This window comes from Arthrobacter ruber, from assembly GCF_002954225.1.
In the GTDB taxonomy this organism is placed as follows: domain Bacteria; phylum Actinomycetota; class Actinomycetes; order Actinomycetales; family Micrococcaceae; genus Arthrobacter_D; species Arthrobacter_D ruber.
On the sequence record NZ_PPTH01000014.1, the window covers coordinates 144,788 to 163,846 of the forward strand.

Genomic DNA, 19,059 nt, shown 5'->3' on the forward strand with positions numbered 1-19,059 from the left:
AAAGCGGCCGAGCCGCGCTGTCGATCCTGATGCTAGCCGCCGTCGTCGTTACTGGAACACGATGACGCTCCGGGCGCGCTCGCCCCGGCGCATCGCGTCGAACGCCTCGTTCACCTCGTCGAGACCGATGCGGTGCGAAATGAGCCGGTCCACGGGCAGCCTCCCCGCGAGGTACAGCGCCGCGAGGCGCGGGAAGTCCCGCCCCGGCACGGTGGAGCCGTAGTTGGAGCCGATGAGCGACTTGCCGCTCTCCGCGAGCGCCAGTGCGTCGATGGATACGGGGCTGTTCTCGGGCGGCAGTCCCACGATGACAGCCTTGCCGCCGGCCGCGATGAGCGATGGGAGAGACTCGATGGTCTGGACCCGCCCGATGGCCTCGAAGGCGTACGCTGCTCCCCCGCCCGTCAGGGCCCGGATCTCCTCGGCCAGGTCTGCCGAGGGTACGAGCGTATGGGTGGCCCCGAACCCCCGGGCGGCCGTGAGCTTATGCTCGCTCAGGTCGACGGCGATGATCGGATGGGCGCCCACGAGGCGCAACGCCATGATGATCGACAGCCCCACTCCCCCGGCTCCGATGACGACGGCGGACGAGCCCGGTTCGACGTCGGCGTCGTTCACCACGGCCCCGAAGCCGGTGGCGGCCGAGCACCCGATGAGGCTCGCGACGTCGAACGGGACCTCGCGCGGGATGCGGATAGCCCCGGCCTCCGGCACGACGGCGTACTCGCTCATCGACCCGACGGTCAGGTACGGGTACGCCCGCTCGCCGTCGACCGACACGGGCGTGCTGCCGTCCGGCAGCAGGCACTCCTCGGACCGGCTACCCGTGCAGACGTAGGACTTCCCCGAAAGGCAGGCGGTGCAGCGCCGGCAGGGGTAGAACCAGGAGAGGATCACGTGGTCGCCCACCGCGACGTCGGTGACGCCCTCGCCGATCGCCTCGACGGTGCCCGCGCCCTCGTGTCCCATGACCGTAGGGGACGGGAGCGTCCAGTCGCCGTCGAGCACGTGGCGGTCCGATCCGCACACACCCGACGCGCCCATGCGGACGAGGACGGTGCCCGGTCCGGGATCGGCGACCGTGACGGTCGTCAGTTCGAGGTCCTGCGAACCGATGCGGTGCACCGCGGCCCGTGAGTCGCGGCTCATGCGCGCCCCTCGACCTTCTCGGGAGCGGCCGTGTAGCCGCCGACGCCGCGGCGGACGTAGAGGACGCGGGCGAGGACGTAGTAGACGACGGCGCCGATGATCGCCGCCGGGAAGGACGCCGTGATGTAGCCGAAGATGGGCTGCGCGGTGAGGGTGACCGGGTTGTAGATCACCAGGTAGAAGACGGCTCCGACGGCGACGGCGGCCATACCGGCCCAGTTGACGCCTCCGTGGAAGTGGTAGGCGCTCTCACCACGGTGACGGTAGAGGTCCTCGAGGACGACGCGCTGGCGGCGCAGCAGGAAGTAGTCGGCGATGATCGCCCCGCACATCGGGGCCAGGAACGCGCCGCTGAGGGTCACGAAGGTCATGAACCGCAGGTACATGAACCCCGGGAAGAACGCGAGGATGGCCGGCAGGACGAAGAACGCCGCGCAGAGCCAGGCCCACCTGACCCGGGACAGCAGGTTGCCGCTCGCCTGCCGGATGGCCAGCACCGTCGAGTAGACGATGGAGGACGTGCTGGTGATGTTGGCGAAGGCGATGAACAGCAGGATGAAAGCGCCGAGGACCGGCCCGCCGAAGGGCAGCATCCAGACCGTCGGGTCGGAGTCGCCGAGTGTCAGCGCCGCGGCCATGCCGACGATCTGCGCGATCAGCGTGGCGCCGAGCAGCCCGCCGTAGGAGGGCCAGAGGGCGGCCTGCGGGGTCTTGGTCAGCCGTGCGAGGGACCCCATGACCGGGTACCAGGACACGCCGACGCCCACGTTGAACTCGACGGCGAGGGCGAAGTTGAGGCGGTCGTCCTCGAACGGGGCGAGCGGCGCGGCGCTGAACAGCGTGTCCCACGAGGTGTTGAGAACGAGGAACACCATGAGGAAGACGGTCACGACGATCAGGCCCGGGGCGATGAACTTGTTGAACCGGCCGATGGTGACGGGACCGCGGGAGAGGATCCACCAGGAGACGGCGATCGCGACGAGGGCGAAGACCGTCACCATGAGGCTCTCAGGACCGAAATCGGTGCTGAACGCGGAGTTCGAGACCTGGGTGACAGCGCGCCCGACCATGATCGCGAGCAGTGAGGACCACCCCATCTCGGTGATCAGGATGACGGTGAAGACCAGGACGCCCACGCCGACGATCCCGAAGACCGGCCGGAGGATGGTGTACTGCTCGACGCCGTAGCGCTGGCTGGCGACGACGCTGGCCAGGATCATGAACCCGAGGCCGATCGCGTTGCCAATGATCATCGCGGCGATGCCCTGCTGGAAGCCGACGAGCAGCGCCGTCGACCCTCCGACGAGGAAGGCCCAGGTGGCGATGGCGAGGCTGATGTTGACGCCGGTGAAGTCGGCGCCGTTCCAGATGCGCTCCTTGCGCAGGAGCGGCAACGAACCCAGCGATCCGCTCGTCTCACCGGCGACCTCGGTGGAGTCTTGGTGGTTCCGGCTCACAGCGCCAGCACCAGGAAGCCCAGCAGGGTGATTCCGAGGGTCACCAGGGCGTACATCCCGAGGTCCCATCCCGAGAGCGCTGCCCGCGAGGCGTCGCCCTGTTCCCGGGCGGAGATCTCCTCGAGCCTCCGCCGGAGAGCGGCTGCCGTAGCCGCGTCTGCAGAATCCATCGTTCCCGTCCTCACTAATCGAATGTCATTCGGTTCGGGTCAATAGTTGTGCCTACCATGAGGACTGTCAATGGATCGGTGCTGGAAATCTGCACCGCCTGGAAGCGTCGATCGCCGTCGAGAGGGAGGGCTCATGCCCGGTGTGGCAGTACTGCAGGCCGACGGCGCCACCGGCGCCGTCGAGGAGAACCTCCGCCGCGTCGATGAGTATGCCGCGCGCGTGGCCGAGCGGGGCGCCGAGATCCTCGTGACTCCGGAGCTCTTCGCCACGGGCTACGCGCCGGCTCTCGTAGCCGACTCGGACGGGCCCGGTCTGCGGTCCGCGCTCGGCGACATCGCTCGCAGGCACGGCATCGCGCTCGTCGGCTCGACGGTCGACGCCAGTCCTGAGGGCCGGCACATCAGTGCGTCGCTGTTCGACCGCCAGGGCGCGGAGCTGACCCGCTACCGGAAAGCACATCTGTTCGGGGCCGAGGAACAGTCCGTCTTCGTGCCCGGCCACGACCTTCCGGAACTGGTCCCCCTCTTGGGGCTCACTGTGGCGCTCGGCATCTGCTACGACATCGAATTCCCGGAGTTCGCGCGCAGTGCGGCGCAGCGGGGAGCGGACGTGCTCCTCATCCCGACGGCCGTGCCGGCGACGGGCGACGTCGGCGGTCGGGCGCCGGAGCACACCTACAACGCGGAGAGCATCTCGACCCTGCTGGTACCTGCCCGAGCCCTCGAGAACGGAGTCTATGTCGCCTACGCGAACCACACGGGCCCGGACTTCACGGGACTGAGCTGCATCGCCAGCCCCTATGGGACGTTCCTCGGGATGGCGGGGCACGACGAGGAACTGCTGTTCGCCGACGTCGACCCGACGGAAGTGCAGCGCGCCCGGGAGATCAACACCTACCTCACCTGCCGACGGCCGAGCCTCTTCATCTGACCGCTTCCGCATCCCCCCGGGCGCCGCCACGTTGGAGACGCTGGATGTCCGAGGGTGTTGCTACATTCTGAGCAGCGCGGGAGCCGTCCCCGCGCACCACTGATGCCGGGGGCACCATGTTCTTGCTCGACCCGATCGCGCCGGCCCTTCAACCGGACCTGGTCTTCTCCGCGACCGACCTCGTCGCGGCGAGCGAGTGCGAGTACCGGACCCTGCGGATCCTCGACGAGAAGCTCGGCCGTGCCCCGAAGGCGGAGTTCGCCGTCGACGAGCTGCAGCAGCTCGCGGGTGCGCTGGGCGACGTCCACGAACTCCGGGTACTGGAGGACCTGACCGCTCAGTACGGCCACTGGGACGCGGAGCGGAATACCGGGGTGTACCGGGTGGAGCGGGGAGAAACCCTGGATCGAGCCGCGCTGCTCGCCAAGCACGAGGAGACTGCCGCCGTCCTCACCGCGGGGGCCGACGTCGTCTTCCAGGCCACGTTCTTCGACGGCGAATTCCTCGGCTACGCCGACTTCCTGGTTCGGCAGCCCCTCGACGCCGAGTACGCCGGACGCTACGCCGTGTGGGACACGAAGCTCGCCCGGCACGCCAAGGTTGGCGCACTCCTGCAGCTGGCGGCCTACGGCGACCAGCTGATCCGCCTCGGCCTCCAACCCGCGCCGCAGGTCACCCTCGTGCTGGGCGACCTCGAGCGCAGCGTCCACTCCCTCACCGACCTGCTGCCCGTCTACCGCGAACGGCGGGACCGGTTCCGCTCCCTCACCGGTGCACACCGCGCGACGGACACGGTGGTCGAATGGGGCCAGCGCGGTGTCGTGCATTGCGGACGCTGCGCCTACTGCGCCGAGCAAGTCGCCCTGCACCGGGACCTGCTGATGGTGGCCGGGATGACGTCGTCCCGGCGCAAGGACCTGATCAGCAGAGACATCACCACGATCGACGCGCTCGCCGAGTTGTCCGACGCCGAGACCCGAGGCCCCCTGGTGCGGCTGCGGGACCAGGCCCGGATGCAGACAGGCACCGCCGTCATCGACGGCTCGCGCTCTTTCGTCAAGAAAGGCGTCGAGCACACGATCAGCTATCGGGTGCTCGCCGAGCACACGCTGGCGACACTGCCCGCCCCGAGCGAGGGCGACATCTTCTTCGACTTCGAGGGCGATCCCCTCTGGCAGGACCCGCTCACCCGGAGTTGGGGGCTGGAGTACCTCTTCGGGGTGATGGAGCCGGCCGACGCCGGAGATGCGCCGGTGTTCCGGCCCTTCTGGGCGCACTCCCGCTGGGAGGAGCGGCAGGCGTTCCTCGCCTTCCTCGAGTACGTGGAGAAGCGCCGCAGCGCGCACCCGGACATGCGCATCTACCACTACGCGCCGTATGAGAAGACGGCGCTGCGCATCCTCTCGCTCCGGCATGGCGCCGGTGAGGACATCGTCGACGACTGGCTCCGCGCCGGCCTGCTGGTGGACCTGTACGCGACGGTCCGGCACTCGCTGCGGGTCTCCGCCGCCTCCTACTCCATCAAGGAACTCGAACCCCTCTACATGGGCAGTCACCTGCGCACCGGCGACGTGGCCGACGCCGGTGCCTCCGTGGTCGCGTACGCAAAGTACTGTGCGGCACGGGACGACGGCGACGAGGCAACCGCCGCAACGATCCTCGCCTCGATCACCGACTACAACGAGTACGACTGCCTCTCCACGTTGCGCCTGCGCGACTGGCTCCTGCAGCTGCCGCGGCCCGATGCGCCGACGGAGTCAGAGAATACCGACGGCGGCCGTGACGCACGGACGAAGCCCGAGCCGAGGCCCGCGGACGAGCCGACCCCGGACGAGATCCGGCTGCGCGACCACCTCGCCCAGCGTGCAGCGGACCACGCGCCAACAGCGGAGGACCAGGCGATCGCGATGGTCGCCGCCGCCACGGGCTACCACCGCCGCGAGCGCAAGCAGTTCTGGTGGGAGCACTTCGACCGGCTCGAGAACGACCGGGACAGCTGGTCCGACCAGCGGGATGTCTTCATCGTGGAGTCCGCGACCGTGCTGGAGGACTGGGTGAAACCAACGTCGAGAGCGCGGACGGAGTCCCGGACAGTGCAGCTGCGGGGCGTCCTCGCGGACGGTTCGGACTTCCGTCCGGGCTCGACGTGGTTCCGCATGTTCGATGCGCCGGTGCCCGATGGCGTGCAGAGCTCGACGGACGGTCCGCTCGGCCGGGGCGGGTGTTTCGGAACGGTGGTCGAGCGCGTGGAGACGGACCCGGACGTTCCCGGCAGGACGCTGATGACGGTCACGGAAAAGTCGTCGGGGAACGTCCCGCCGTACCGGCAGCTGCCTACTGCCCTGACGCTCGATCAGCCGGTGGCCACGGTGAGCCTGGAGGCGTCCCTCGCCGAGTTGGCGAACTCGGTCGGCGCCGCGCTACCGGGTCTCCCGCGGCACCCTGGGCTCGATGTCCTCCGCCGCGCGTCGCCGCGGTTGGCGACGCGGGACGCACTGCCCGTCGTCGCGCATGACGGCTTCGGGCAGGCTGACTACGTCACCGCCGTGACCGACGCCGTGCTCGACCTCGACTCCTCCTACCTCGCGGTGCAGGGTCCGCCCGGCACGGGCAAGACCTACGTGGGTTCGCGCGTCATCGCCCGGCTCGTGGCGCAGGGGTGGAAGGTCGGCGTCGTCGCGCAGTCCCATGCCGTCGTCGAGCACTTCCTCACAACAGCCGTCGCAGCGGGCGTGGACCCGGAACGGATCGGCAAGAAGCTGCAGAAGGAGCATCCTGTCCCCTGGCCGCATACCTCGGACAGTGCCATCGGTGCCCTGCTCACGGGGGATGATGGCTGCCTGATCGGCGGGACGTCGTGGTTCATGACCGGCAAGCTCGTCTCGCCCGGGTCGCTGGACCTGCTCGTGATCGACGAGGCCGGACAGTTCTCGCTCGCCAACACGCTTGCAGTCTCCCGGGCGTCGTCACGCCTGATGCTGCTGGGTGACCCGCAGCAACTGCCGCAGGTCACGCAGGGTTCGCACCCGGAGCCTGTGGACGAGTCGGCTCTGGGCTGGCTGTCCGCCGGACACGCGACGCTCCCCGCCCGCCTCGGCTACTTCCTCGCCGACTCCTGGCGCATGCACCCAGACCTGTGTGGCGCCGTGTCACGGCTCAGCTACGACGGCAAGCTCGCCGCCGCACCCGCTGCCGCGGAACGCCGACTCGAGGGGTTGCCGGCCGGAGTCGACGTCGTCCTCGTCGACCACGCCGGCAATGTCGTGGCGTCGGACGAGGAGGCAGCGGAGGTCGTCGTGCAGGCGCGCAGGCACCTTGGTCTGCCGTGGCACCCGGGCGGGGACGAGCTGCCTCGGCCGCTGGCGCAGAGCGACGTGCTGGTGGTTGCCGCCTACAACGCGCAGGTGCAGAAGATCCGCGCCGCCCTCGACGCCGCGGATCTCCGGGACATCCGGGTGGGGACGGTCGACAAGTTCCAGGGGCAGGAGGCCGCGGTGGTGCTGGTGAGCATGGCCTGTTCCTCGGTGTCCGAGGCGCCGCGCGGCGTGGAGTTCCTGCTGAACCGAAACCGCATCAATGTGGCCGTCTCGCGGGGCCAGTGGCGTGCCGCCGTCATCCGCTCGCGCGAGCTGACGAACTTCATGCCCGGCCGTCCCTCCGGCCTTGAGGAGTTGGGCGCGTTCATCGGCCTCGGCGCCGGGACCGCACACCAGGTCACCGCAGCGAGCGGCTGACGCCCGAAGGGCCGCCTAGGCTGAACCCGACCGCCAGTTCCCTCTTCAAGGAGAGCCATGACCTACGAACTTCGCACCTACACCGCCTCGCCGGGCAAGATGGACGCCCTGCTGAACAGGTTCCGCGACTCCACCATCAACCTGTTCATCGAGCACAACATGAAGAGCCTGGGCTATTGGACGCCCGTCGACTCCCCCGACGTCCTCGTCTACCTGCTTCAACACGACGGCGATCCGAAGGCCAACTGGAAGGCATTCGGCACGGACCAGCGCTGGATCGACGCGAAGTCGGCATCGGAGACGGACGGGCCGCTCGCGGCCAAGATCGAATCGGTGATGCTGGAAGGGACGGACCTCTACCCCATCGCCGTCGCCCGGTAGGTGTCAGGCGACTGACACCTACCGCGCCACGACGCCTTGTTGCGGGAGTCCCGGCAGAGCACCGCGGTCAGGTCGTCGCCCGCCGGGCCACCGTCCACCGAACCCTTGACAGGACGGAACGGCGACTTCATATTCGGCGTGTACGTCGAACGAAGGAGCGACCGTGGCGACCCCCAACCCTCGTGAAAGCCTGGTGCAGAGGCTTCGGGACCTGCTGGCCTCGCACCGGAACGTGCGTGAAGTACGGATGTTCGGACTCCAGTCGTTCATGGTCGATGACAGTCTGGCGGTCGGCGTCGGCCGGAACGGGGACCTGCTCGTCCGCACCGATCCTGCCCGGTACGACGATCTGCTGGAGCGAGGCGGCGTACCGGCCCAGATGGGCGGCGACCGGCCGATGGGTCGCGGATGGCTGACCGTGCCGGGTGAGCGGATCACGGACGATGCCGACCTCGCCTTCTGGCTCCGGGTGGGCACAGACTCCCGCCGGCCGCAGACGTCGTCCGGCACGCAGTAGCACCCGATGTACGGGATGCCGGCAAGGGCGGAGTGAATCAGCCCCCCGGCCCGGGATACGACGATGCCCGGCACAGTATGCGCCGGGCATCGTTACTGCTGGTCGCATCAGCGAGCGGTGACGTCCCCGCCCCGACGGAGCCGCACCAGCAGCAGCGCCCCGCCGAGCAGCGCGAGCGCCACACCCGCTCCGGCGACCAGCAGCACATTCGCACCGGTGTCGGCGAGGTTTCCGCTGACTCTGTAGGAACCGTCGTCGTTACCGAAGCCGGCACCGTCGTTGCCGGAGCCAGAACCGGACCCGGAACCGGAGCCGTCGCCGCCGCCCGAACCGCCGCCGCCCGAACCGTCCGAGTCGCCGCCGTCCGAGTCGCCGTCGCCCGCTATGGGATCACCGGTGGGACCGGGAGGAGGAGTAGGCGTCGGAGTGGGCGTCGGCGGAGGTGTGGGAGTCGGGGTGGGCGTCGGGGTCGGGGTCGGAGTAGGCGTCTTGCCCGGGTCTGTCCCGACGGCCGCACGGCCGACCGCCGCCGGCTCCACCGGGCTGAACGCCTCGAAGTACTCCACAGCGGCGATGAGGTCGATCTGCCCCGAGTCCGCTGGGTTGGCGCCCTCGGTGAAGACCGTGAAGCCGTCACCGCCGCCCGCGAGGAACGAGTTGGTGGTCACGCGGAACACCTGCTCGTCCGTGACCGCCGCACCCTCGAAGCTGATCGAGGTGATGCGCTGCCCCAGCGGGGCCTCGGGCTGGTAGGTGTAGCCGAAGCCCTCCGAGACGCCGAGGTGCAGCTTGTCCGCCGGATCCTCCGACCGCCACTGCTGCTCCAGCAGCTGCTTCAGCTGGGCTCCCGTGAGGTCCAGGGTGAAGAGCGTGTTGCCGAAGGGCTGCACGGCTGCAACCTCCGCGTAGGTGACCACACCGCCGTCGTCCCCGAACAATAGGTCCGCGCGGACCCCGCCGGGGTTCATGAACGCGATCTGTGCGGGCTCACCGCCGAACGCAGCGTTCGACGTCGCCTCCAGCTGGATGTCCGCGATCAGGTTCGAGAGGGACGACTCCGTGGCGCGGTCCGCGGCACGCGTGATGTCCGCCGTGATGGAGCCGACCGGGACGGCGCCCTCGATATCGGCGGCGGCCTTCGCCTCGGCGACGATCGCCGCGACCTCGGGGTCCGCCGGGTACAGCGGCGCGTTGTCCGCGGTCAGCGGCAGGAGTGCCGCCTCGACCGAGACGACATCACGGGTCTCCCGATCCACGCGCACCTGCAGCTGGTCCAGCATGGTGCCGTACTGGCCGGCCTGCAGCACCGGGCGCTCGCGGCCCTCCAGCCCCGCGACCGGGAACGAGCAGTTGTACGCCTGGTGGGTGTGCCCCGAGAAGATGGCGTCGATGCCGGCAGATGCGCCGCGGACCAGCTCGCCATAGGGCGACTGCTCGGCGCCGATGGTGGCGCAGTCGGTGCTGCCGGAGCCGTCGTGCGCGAGGAGGACGACGACGTCGGCCTCACCGTTCGCGTCGTCGCCGTCGCGCAGCTGGGTGGCCACGCGGTTCGCGGCCTCCAGCTGGTTGCCGAAGTCCAGGTCCGCGATGCCCGCCGGGGAGACGAGCGTCGGCGTGGCCTCGGTGACGGTGCCGATAAAGCCGACCCGCACGCCGTCGACCTCCTCCACGTGGTACTCGTCCAGCACAGGGTTCTTGGTGCCCTTGGCGTACACGTTGGCGCCGAGGCCGTAGCGTGTGTCGCCGTAACGCGGCAGGACGCGGTCCGTGAGGTCCGCGAAACCGCGGTCGAACTCGTGGTTGCCCACCGCGGAGACATCGAGGCCCGCCGTGACGAGCGCGTCGATGGTCGGGTTGTCCTGCTGCGAGAAGGACGTGAAGGTGGATGCGCCGATGCTGTCGCCCGCCGAGACGAAGAGGGTGTTCGGGTTCTCCGCCGTCAGGGTGTTCACCGCGCCACCGATCACGGCGGCCCCCGCCTCCGCCCGGTTCGGCTCGAGGCGCCCGTGGAAGTCGTTGATGCCGAGCACCTGCACCGTGGTGGTATCCGTGGTGATGTCGAACAGCGTGGTGGTGCCCGAGACCTCGTTGCCGACCGCGATCATCGGCTTGCCCGTCGGCGAACCGTTCGCCGGTATGAAGGTGAGGCCCTCGGGGCCGAGATCGCCCGCGAGCGCCAGGTTGCCGCCGTCGCCCACGGACTGCGAGAAGTCGCGGTTGTTCACATAAGTGACGAAGGTGCTGGTGGCGGGGTCGGTGATGTCGTACACCATGATGCCGCCAACGCGCTCGAGGCCGATGAAGGCGTAGGTGCGGCCGTCGATCACGCCAATGGTGAGGTTCTCGGGCTCGGGGCCCTTGTCGTCACTGCGGCCCTCGAGGTTGGACTCCGTGTGGTTGGAGTTGAAGAAGCCGGGGTTCGCCGCGGCGGTGATGCGCTCGAAGTCCTCCCCGGAGTCGAAGACCTGCTCGCCGCCGGTGGTCCAGATGGAGAAGCTGCGGCTGCCGAACGCGAAGAGCTCGTCGTAGCAGCCCTCCGGGGTGAGGCCGCTGGCCGTGCTGACGTTCAGGCGGCCGAGGTCGGCGTCGCCGGTCAGCCCCGCGAGGGGGCTCGTCTCGCACAGCGGTGCCAGACCGTCCGTGCCGAGGTCCTTCACGCGGGCGGGCTCCGCGTAGTCGCCCCACTCACGGGCGTCACCCTCGTTCGCGGTGACGAGGTACGTCTGCTCGCCTGCGGTGTAGGCGTTGATGCCGTCCGGCATGTATAGGCCGTTGAGGCCCTTGTACGTGCGGATGTTCACCGTCGGCGCGTCCCGCGGATCGCGGTCCGACGCGTCGAGTCCGTTGCCAGGAAGGCCGTGGTCCTTCGCGCCGAGCGGCCAGATGTCCGTGACGGTTGCGGACGCGAGATCCACGACGGCGACGGCATTCGCCTCCTGCAGCGCGGCGTACGCGGTGCCGCCGTCGATCGCGATGTACTCGGGCTCGAGCCCCTCGGAGACGGGTCGCGTGGAGCCTTCGACGCCCGCGAAAACGCGGACGCCGTCGGGCAGTACCCTGGTGCCGCCGTTCTCCGGTGCCTCGAACGCCCCGAAGCCCGCCGTGCGGACGGCTTCCTGGGCAGGTGCGGCCACTGTGGCGGGCAGTGACACGACGCTGATCGAGCCCTCGGGGTCCACCGTGTAGTCGTCGTTCGGCTCGCCCTCGTTGGCGACGACGGCGAGTGTGCCGTCCTTCGAGATGCTCACCATGTCCGGCAGGGCACCGACCTGCACGGAACCGAGGATCACACCGTTTCCGGCGACGTCGAAGAAGACGAGGGATCCGGCGTCGGTCCTGGTGGGCGACTCCAGCGCGATGACGCCGAGGCCGTCGGTCCGGATGGCCACGGAGTTCGCGACGCCGGCTCCCGCGATGGTGAAGAGCTTGACCGGTGTGGTGGGGTCGGCGAGGTCGAGCACGTCCACGGCACCTGCCTGCGCGTTGACGACGAACAGGCGCTTGCTCGCAGCGTGGTAGGCGACGATCTCGGCCGCTGATTCGTCGAAGACCCCGCTCTCGTACGAGCCGATCGGGGTGAGGCTGAGGGCTGCGTCGGGTGCCGAGGAGCTGATGGGCTCCGGGACGACGGCGGCGCTCGCGGGCAGTGCCAGCAGCAGGGTGCCGGTCACGGCGACGGCGGCGACGGCGGCCTGCGCGCGCAGTCGGCGGGTGGGACGGGACGGAGTCATGGTTCTCCCGGGCGGACGAGGTGGGTGCGAACCTCTCCTGTCTACGAACCGAACGTGGCGGTGGGGTGAACGCACGGGGGTTCCGGGATGTCGGTCGCGGGGCGATTCGGCCCCATTACGGCCATCGGCCGGTACGGCTCCAGCAACGGGCCCACGGAGGCCCAGTGCTGAAGGCTCAGCCCCTGGTCGGCCGCACGCCCGTCGAGGACGGCCGGAGCGTCCGGCGGTCCCGCCACGCAGCCGTCGACCACAGCGCCCAGAGCACCAGCACCGGCTGGAAGAACAGGCGCGTCAGGCGCGCGCCGTCGGAATCCAGCCCGAAGGCGCTGACGCCGTCGACGTACTGGGCGATGTTGCCCGGGAAGACGGCGATGAAGAACACCGCGACCACCCACCCCACGAGCACGCGGTACCTGCCGAGGAGCACCAGCGCGGCGCCCAGCACCAGTTCGACGACGCCGGATGCCAGCACCACGACGTCGGCGTCGAGTGGCAGCCACCCGGGAACCTGCGCGGAGAACTCCGACCGGGCGAACGTCAGGTGGGCTGCGCCGGCGAACAGAAGAAACGCCCCGAGCACCAGTCGGGCGGCGGTCCGGGGCGCCGAGGTACCGGCTGGAGGCGTCATCTAGCGCACAATAGCGGCAATGCGTAGGACTCGGATAAAGTCGGGGTGCTGTCATCCGCAGTCTCCAGCATCGTCGAGCCCGACCAGGTAGGAATCCGTCCCGTGGGACGGCATCCTCCGGGTGCGGACTGCAGGGGCATGGTGGACGACGGATTGCCGCCCGCCCCACGAAGGAGACCGCCATGGCCCCCCGGAACCGCACCAACGACCGACTGCGCACCACCCTCGCCCTGCTCGCCGCCCACCAGGCCGCGGGCACCGTCGTCGCACCCTCCGAGCTGATGGCGCAGGCCGTGGCCGAGGTCCCGTTCGACGACAAGGAATCCGAGCTCCTCGCCGGCGGTGTTCCCCGCGGCTTCAAGGCGCTCACGACGGCGACGTCGAAGCTCGTCAAGGCCGGCTGGCTCGTCAAGGGCCGCGGCGGCTGGACTGCCACCGACGAGGGCGTCCGCGCGGTCAGTGCCTTCACCGATTCCGAACAGTTCATCAATGCCATGATCAGCGGCGCTCCCGTGCCCGAGACGGCTCCTGCGGCTCCGGTGCATGCACCGGCGGCTCCCGAGCAGCTGGGCGAGGAGTCGCAGGCCGTGCAGGCCGAGGTTGAGGTCGATCCGACGGAGGTCGCCCAGGCCAAGGCGGCCCTCGCCGAGGACGCCGCGCCCGCCGAGGACACGACGCCGCCGGATGTCACGCCGACCCTCGAGGTGGCTTCGGACGGCGTCGTCTCGCCCGCAGAGGGAACCGCCGACGACGCCTGGCACGGTCAGCCGCAGTCCGTCGCTCTCTCCGGCGACTTCGACCCGCTGTTCGGCGAGGCCGGGCATTGGAGCTCGGACCTCCGAGAGCTGCAGCTGGACTACGACGCCGCCTCGAACACCTGGAAGCAGACGCTCCAGCTGCCCGCCGGCACCTACCAGTTCAAGATCCTGGTCGACGGCTCCTGGGAGGAGAACTACGGTCGCTTCGGTGTGCGCGACGGCGCCAACCACGAGCTGCACCTGCTCTCCGACACCTCGGTGACGTTCCGTTTCGACTACGCCTCGAAGGACATCGAGACCTCCTAGGTCCTGGTTCCCTCCTCGGCCCCGCCGGTTGCCTTCGGGCGGCCGGCGGGGCCGTCGTCGTTCCGGGTCCGCAGAACCCGGCAGCCTTCGCGCAGCATTGCCCAAGGACCCCTCGAACCGCGATGGGACCCATTGCCCGTGCCGCACGATGGACCTGGATCTGCCGGAACGGGGGAAGCGCAGCACATGGGGACACTGGATCGCGAGTGGCATCACGAGCGGGGCGATGCCGCGCGGGACGTGCGGCGGTCGCCGTCGGGCCGAGTACCGCGGTGGGCGATGGACGAGGCGTCCGGTCAACCGACAGCACCACAACCGTGGCGTGGTGCGCCGACCGGTCGGCGCCCGCAGCGTGGCGCGCGGAACCACCCGGGGTACACATCGCCGAGGCGCAGGGGCCGCATACGACCGCGCCCGAGGCTGCGGCTCGGCACCGCTGCCGTCCTCGCGCTCGTGGTCTTCCTCTATGCGACGCCGTCGCTGTTCGATCGTTTCGTCCTGCCTGTCGCCCTGCCGCACCTGCCCGGCGCGAACGTCCCGCCCCGCGGTGTCGGAGCGAACGAGGTGCCGCTCGGCACCCCGCCGCCCGCTCCGGCGTCGACGGCGTACCGGCTCTTCGAGTCACCGGTGGAGGATCAGGAGTGGATCGCCTACGACCCCTGCCGCCCGGTGCACTACGTGGTGCGTCCGGACAACGCACCGTCGGGGTCGGAGGGACTGGTGCAGGAGGCCGTGGCCGAGGTGTCCGCGGCCACGGGGCTGCAGTTCGTGGATGACGGCACGACGACGGAGGCACCCTCCGAGGAGCGCGACCTGTATCAGCCGGGGCTGTACGGCGAGACGTGGGTGCCGGTGCTCATCACCTGGAGCAGTCCGGCGGAGATCCCCGGACTCGCCGGTGATGTCGCCGGATTGGGTGGAAGCGACTACGCCCAGTCGCCCGGCCAGCCCCTCGTCTTCGTGGGAGGGCAGGTGCAGCTCGACGCACCCGATGCCGTCCAGACCCTGCTGATCCCGGGCGGTCGCGCATACCTGAAGGCACTCGTCATGCACGAGCTCGCACACGTTGTGGGACTCGACCACATCGATGATCCACACGAGCTCATGTTCGAGGAGAACACAGGCAGGATCTCCTTCGGCGAGGGCGACCGCGCCGGGCTCGCACTCCTCGGCACCGGACCCTGCGCGCCCGGGCTCTGACCCCGTGATCACCGAAGATGGGACTTCTGTCAAGAGCCACCCATGTGAGTGCCCGGACCGGTTTCCGCCGCAGCCTGACCACCGCGTAGATTTATTCAATGAGCAATGACGCCCCCTCGATTGTCATCCGTCCGTTCGATCCCGACGGCGGCAGCGACCAGCCTGCGGAAGCACTCGAGGCGCTGATCGCGAAGGTCGAGGGCGAGGTCGCCGAACTCCAGTTCACCCGCTTCACCAACGACGACGCCGTGGCCCTCGGACAGTTGCTCGTCCAGCTCGGAGTGGGTCGGAACCTGCCGATCGCCGTCAGCATCTGCCGACCGGACCACATCCTGTTCCGCGCCGCGCTCGACGGCGCCACCCCCGACAACGACTTCTGGCTCGACGCGAAGGCCCGCACCGCACAGCGCTACTACGTGCCGTCCCTGCTCGTGGGTCTTCGTGCGCGACGGAACGGCGGCCGCATGGAGGACAACCCGATGTTCGACGCCACCACCCACGCCGCCCACGGCGGCTCGTTCCCGCTCTACATCCGGGGCGTGGGACCGGTGGCCACCGTGACGGTGTCGGGACTGCCGCAGCTCGAGGACCACAGGCTCGTGGTGGAGGCGCTCCGCACGTTCCACGCGGCGGACGGCCTGTAGGCGCTCCGGCGTCGACCCCGGCCGGGTCTGTCCACACCCCCTTTCTATGTGGACAACCCGGCGCACTTCCCCTCCACATTCGCCTCCCAGACGCACGAATAGTACGGGTGTTCTATAAAATTGGGACATGGCCATTGCACCGCTCGAGAACCTCCCCGGCGCCTCTGCGGCATTGGCCTCGGCATGTGAGGCGCTCGCTTACTGCGGCCAGCGGCTGAGCGGGCACCATCGTCTTCTGTCGGGGAGCGAGGCATTGCAGGTGATCCTCGACGTCGAGCGTGCCTCCAGACTGGTGGATCATCTGAAGATCGTCGCCGCCCGACTGGCCGACGAGCATCGTTTCGCCTCCCCTGACGGCTTCGGCGACCGCCCGTTCCCCGGCGCTCCAGCATGCTCGTCGGGCGGAAATGGCGTCGTGGACACGGACCCGGCCGATGCCGCGTCGGCTGGGTCGCCTACGGCGGCTACGACCGTGGCAGCGTCGGCGCTATCGGCGTCATCGGCTTTGGCGGCATCCTCAGCTTCGGCGGCGCTATCAGCGTCATCGGCTTCGGCGGCGTCCTTGCCTTCGGCGTGCGCCGGCTACAGGGACTGTGCCGACTTTCTCCGCGCCACGCTGGGCATCGGCCGGACCGAGGCGAAGCGCCGACTGAAACTCGCTGACGTGGTACTCCCCACGATCTCACCGACGGGGGCAGCGGTTCCCCCTCGATTCGAGGTCCTGTCGCGAGCGGTCGGGTCGGGTGCGATCAGCGGGAGGGCTGCCACGCTTGTCGTGCAGTCGCTCGAGCGCGTGCACTCCTTCGCAACGCCACGTCAGCTGGAGGGGATGGAGCGCCACCTGACGAAACACGCGGTGGAGTCCGATGAAGACATCCTCTGGGCGCTCGCACGGCGCTGGGAGGGTGTGCTCGATCAGGACGGACAGGAGCCCACGGAGAGGGTGCTGCGTGCACGGCAGGGCGTGTTCCTGAAAGGACGACGCAACGGACTGCATCTGCTGGAGATCGGCGCGACCGACGATCAGTTCGAGCACCTCGTGACCGTCATGAATTCGACTGCCAACCCCAGGCATCAGGACGGCGTGGCCGAGGGATCCATGGGAGGCGGTTCCCGGGACTCGGCAGCGGGATCCGGCACACCTGCGTCAGACGCAGACGAGACGACTGACCCTTCCGCTCCCACGAGACCCCAGCGGCTTCTCGATGGCCTCGTCTCCGCCTGCAGGATCGCCCTGACGACAGGTGCCCTTCCAGCGACCGGCGGTCACCGTCCGCAGGTCATGGTCACAATCGACTACAAGGATCTGATCGGTGAGACGCAGCATGCAGGGCACGCCGTGTTCGGCCAACAGATCAGCGCCAGGACCATCCGCAAGATGGCGTGCGACGCCGACATCATCCCGTTGGTGCTGGGCGGACAGGGCCGGATTCTCGACGTCGGGCGGGCGCAGCGACTCTTCCCACCCCATCTCCGGCGCGCGCTCGTAGCCCGGGACAAGGGCTGCGCCTTTCCCGGCTGCTCCATCCCGGCCAGTTGGTGCGAAGCCCACCACATCAGACGCTGGGCTCGAGGTGGCCCGACCAGCATCGACAACGGCGTACTTCTCTGTTCCCGGCATCACCACGTCATTCACCAGGGAACATGGGTCGTCGAAGCACGCAGCGGCATTCCGTGGTTCACCATGCGAGGTAGACCGGGCCGGGCAGGCGCCCCACGACGAAACACCTACTGGCAGGCAGGGCTATCGGTCGAACAGGAAGTCGTGCGTCACGGCGCCGAAGCCCCTGCATCCCGCCGGAGCCGGTCCACTGGATGAGCAGCGCCAGCAGCCGACGGGGAACGGGAGCGCTACAGCGAAGCCTGAATGGCCTCCGCGATGAGGGTGTTCCCGTTGTTGAACCGGATGGTCTTGTCCACCGTCCCGAGCTCACCGAGGACCACGGCCACCACGTGTGCCACGTCCTCGCGGGTCACGGAATCCTGCTGCGGCTCGTCGGAGACCTCGATCTTCCCGGTGCCGGGGTCGGTGGTGAGTCCGCCCGGACCGAGGATGGTCCATGCGAGCTCCGAGTTGCGCAGGTGCTCGTCCGCCGCGGCCTTGGCCTCCGCGTAGTGGAAGAAGCCGTTGTCCTCGGGGACCCCATGATCCTTGCGGGAACCGATGTAGGACACCATGACGTAGCGGCCCACCGATGCTTGCTGGGCAGCGTCCATCGAGCGGATCGCCGCATCGCGGTCCACGGCGTAGGTGGCCTCCACGCTGCTGCCGCCTGCACCGGCGGACCAGACGACGGCGTCGTGCCCGCGGAAGACGTCGGCCATCTGTGCCACGGACAGTTCGGCCACGTCCACCACCACGGGGGTGGCGCCGAGCTCCTCGATGTCGGCCGCGTGGTCCTTGTTACGGAAGATCGAGGTGACCTGGTGGTCCTGGCTCGTCAGGATCTTCGTCAGATGCAGTGCTACTTTTCCGTGCCCACCGATGATGGCTACGCGTGACATGGGAACTCCCTCTTCTCGTCGGATGTCTTCCCTTCGACGCTAGCCCCCTGGGCCCGGCACTGGCCACCGGTCATCCGGTGTTCAGCCCCCAGCGCAGGCCTATTCCCGGCCCCCGGCGGAAGAGTGCGAGGACGGGAACGCATCTACCGGAGGTAGGACGCCCCGTTGGCATCGACCACCGTACCGCTGACCCAGACCGGTGCGTCAGTGGCGAGCCAGGCCACGGCCCGGGCGATCTCCTCCGGCGTCGCCACGCGATTGAACGGACTTTGCGCCCGCACGGCGTCTCCGCCCGGACCGTCGAGCACGGTCCTGCCCATGTCCGTCTCCACGAAGCCCGGAGCGACCGCCGCGGCGAGGATCCCATGGGGCGCGAGCGCGACGGCCAGGGACTGGGTCATGGAGTGCAGCGCAGCCTTGCTGGCGCCGTACGCGGGGTTGACGGGCTCGCCCCGATAGGCGCCGCGCGAGCCAACGCTGACCAGCCGGCCACCCTCCGGGCCGGCCTCCCGGTGCAGGAGGTGACGCGCCACGAGCCACGCGAGGTTCGCGGGTCCCATCAGGTTCACGTCGAGTGTGCGCCGCCACGCGTGTTGCCAGTCCTCGTAGGACGTGCTCGCGATCGGGTGCGCCTCGAAGATCCCGGCGTTGTTGACCAGCACGTCAATGCCCCCGAGATCCTGCACGGCGGCGTCGACGATACCCCGGCACGCCTCCGGGTCACCCACGTCCCCGACCACGACGGCGTGCCCGGACCCGGGGAGATCCGCCAGGACGCCCTGAGCCGCCGCGGCATCGCGCCCGGCGTGCACCGCGATGCGATGACCGCGCCCCGCGAGTTCCCGGGCGATGGCAGCGCCGATACCGCGGCTCGCTCCTGTCACTAGAATGCTCAGAGTCATGCCATGACGCTACCTCCTGCATGTCAGGGCGGGCAGGTGCATGTCA

15 protein-coding genes are annotated in these 19,059 nt (G+C 69.3%); 8 read left to right on the forward strand and 7 right to left on the reverse strand.

Annotated features, from left to right (window positions below; translation table 11 throughout):
- Window positions 1-48: 48 nt before the first annotated feature.
- From CI785_RS05805 to CI785_RS17030, 3 genes are read right to left on the reverse strand one after another with little or no spacing between them, the layout of a single operon-like run.
- Window positions 49-1,149 carry an alcohol dehydrogenase catalytic domain-containing protein gene (locus CI785_RS05805; protein ID WP_105031145.1) on the reverse strand — a complete coding sequence of 367 codons (1,101 nt, stop codon included), beginning with the start codon at window positions 1,147-1,149 and terminating at the stop codon, window positions 49-51.
- Window positions 1,146-2,606, reverse strand: coding sequence for a purine-cytosine permease family protein (locus tag CI785_RS05810; protein ID WP_240615031.1), 1,461 nt, complete (start codon window positions 2,604-2,606; stop codon window positions 1,146-1,148). The genes CI785_RS05805 and CI785_RS05810 overlap by 4 nt, the downstream gene beginning before the upstream one ends.
- Window positions 2,603-2,776, reverse strand: a complete 174-nt coding sequence (locus CI785_RS17030) for a hypothetical protein (protein ID WP_157940182.1) — start codon at window positions 2,774-2,776, stop codon at window positions 2,603-2,605. Before CI785_RS17030 ends, CI785_RS05810 begins: the two co-directional genes overlap by 4 nt.
- 133 nt (window positions 2,777-2,909) lie before the next feature.
- On the opposite strand from CI785_RS17030, the gene CI785_RS05815 reads away from it, so the two are divergent.
- The 4 genes from CI785_RS05815 to CI785_RS05830 all read left to right on the forward strand — a co-directional run bounded on the left by CI785_RS05815 (window position 2,910) and on the right by CI785_RS05830 (window position 8,339).
- Window positions 2,910-3,707 carry a nitrilase-related carbon-nitrogen hydrolase gene (locus tag CI785_RS05815; protein WP_105031147.1) on the forward strand — a complete coding sequence of 266 codons (798 nt, stop codon included), beginning with the start codon at window positions 2,910-2,912 and terminating at the stop codon, window positions 3,705-3,707.
- Window positions 3,708-3,823: 116 nt separating this feature from the next.
- Window positions 3,824-7,441 (forward strand): TM0106 family RecB-like putative nuclease, encoded by a 3,618-nt coding sequence (locus CI785_RS05820; protein WP_105031148.1) that lies wholly within the window; start codon window positions 3,824-3,826, stop codon window positions 7,439-7,441.
- Between the two features lie 57 nt (window positions 7,442-7,498).
- Window positions 7,499-7,822: an NIPSNAP family protein gene (locus tag CI785_RS05825; protein WP_105031149.1), complete on the forward strand. Its 324-nt coding sequence runs from the start codon at window positions 7,499-7,501 to the stop codon at window positions 7,820-7,822.
- 163 nt (window positions 7,823-7,985) lie between these two features.
- The gene (locus CI785_RS05830; protein ID WP_157940183.1) at window positions 7,986-8,339 is read left to right on the forward strand and encodes a TfoX/Sxy family protein; all 354 of its coding nucleotides are present in this window, start codon (window positions 7,986-7,988) and stop codon (window positions 8,337-8,339) included.
- Window positions 8,340-8,446: 107 nt separating this feature from the next.
- On the opposite strand, the gene CI785_RS17260 is transcribed toward CI785_RS05830, so the two are convergent.
- Window positions 8,447-12,070, reverse strand: a complete 3,624-nt coding sequence (locus CI785_RS17260) for a choice-of-anchor I family protein (RefSeq protein WP_105031151.1) — start codon at window positions 12,068-12,070, stop codon at window positions 8,447-8,449.
- A gap of 175 nt (window positions 12,071-12,245) precedes the next feature.
- Window positions 12,246-12,698, reverse strand: a complete 453-nt coding sequence (locus CI785_RS05840) for a DoxX family protein (protein WP_105031152.1) — start codon at window positions 12,696-12,698, stop codon at window positions 12,246-12,248.
- Window positions 12,699-12,880: 182 nt separating this feature from the next.
- Here CI785_RS05840 and CI785_RS05845 point away from each other — a divergent pair, with 182 nt between their 5' ends.
- The 4 genes from CI785_RS05845 (at window position 12,881) to CI785_RS05860 (ending at window position 17,425) form a co-directional block, all read left to right on the forward strand.
- On the forward strand, window positions 12,881-13,762 hold the full coding sequence (locus tag CI785_RS05845; RefSeq protein ID WP_105031153.1) for a pullulanase X25 domain-containing protein: 882 nt from the start codon (window positions 12,881-12,883) through the stop codon (window positions 13,760-13,762).
- A 453-nt stretch (window positions 13,763-14,215) separates the two neighbouring features.
- Window positions 14,216-14,962, forward strand: coding sequence for a M10 family metallopeptidase domain-containing protein (locus tag CI785_RS05850; RefSeq protein WP_240615032.1), 747 nt, complete (start codon window positions 14,216-14,218; stop codon window positions 14,960-14,962).
- Between the two features lie 98 nt (window positions 14,963-15,060).
- Window positions 15,061-15,606: a heme-degrading domain-containing protein gene (locus tag CI785_RS05855; RefSeq protein WP_105031155.1), complete on the forward strand. Its 546-nt coding sequence runs from the start codon at window positions 15,061-15,063 to the stop codon at window positions 15,604-15,606.
- A gap of 127 nt (window positions 15,607-15,733) precedes the next feature.
- Window positions 15,734-17,425, forward strand: coding sequence for an HNH endonuclease signature motif containing protein (locus CI785_RS05860; protein WP_105031156.1), 1,692 nt, complete (start codon window positions 15,734-15,736; stop codon window positions 17,423-17,425).
- Window positions 17,426-17,457: 32 nt separating this feature from the next.
- Here CI785_RS05860 and CI785_RS05865 read toward each other — a convergent pair whose 3' ends face one another.
- Together CI785_RS05865 and CI785_RS05870 are read right to left on the reverse strand one after the other, a co-directional pair.
- On the reverse strand, window positions 17,458-18,111 hold the full coding sequence (locus CI785_RS05865; protein ID WP_105031157.1) for an SDR family oxidoreductase: 654 nt from the start codon (window positions 18,109-18,111) through the stop codon (window positions 17,458-17,460).
- A 143-nt stretch (window positions 18,112-18,254) separates the two neighbouring features.
- Window positions 18,255-19,013: an SDR family NAD(P)-dependent oxidoreductase gene (locus CI785_RS05870; protein ID WP_105031158.1), complete on the reverse strand. Its 759-nt coding sequence runs from the start codon at window positions 19,011-19,013 to the stop codon at window positions 18,255-18,257.
- Between the last annotated feature and the right edge of the window lie 46 nt (window positions 19,014-19,059).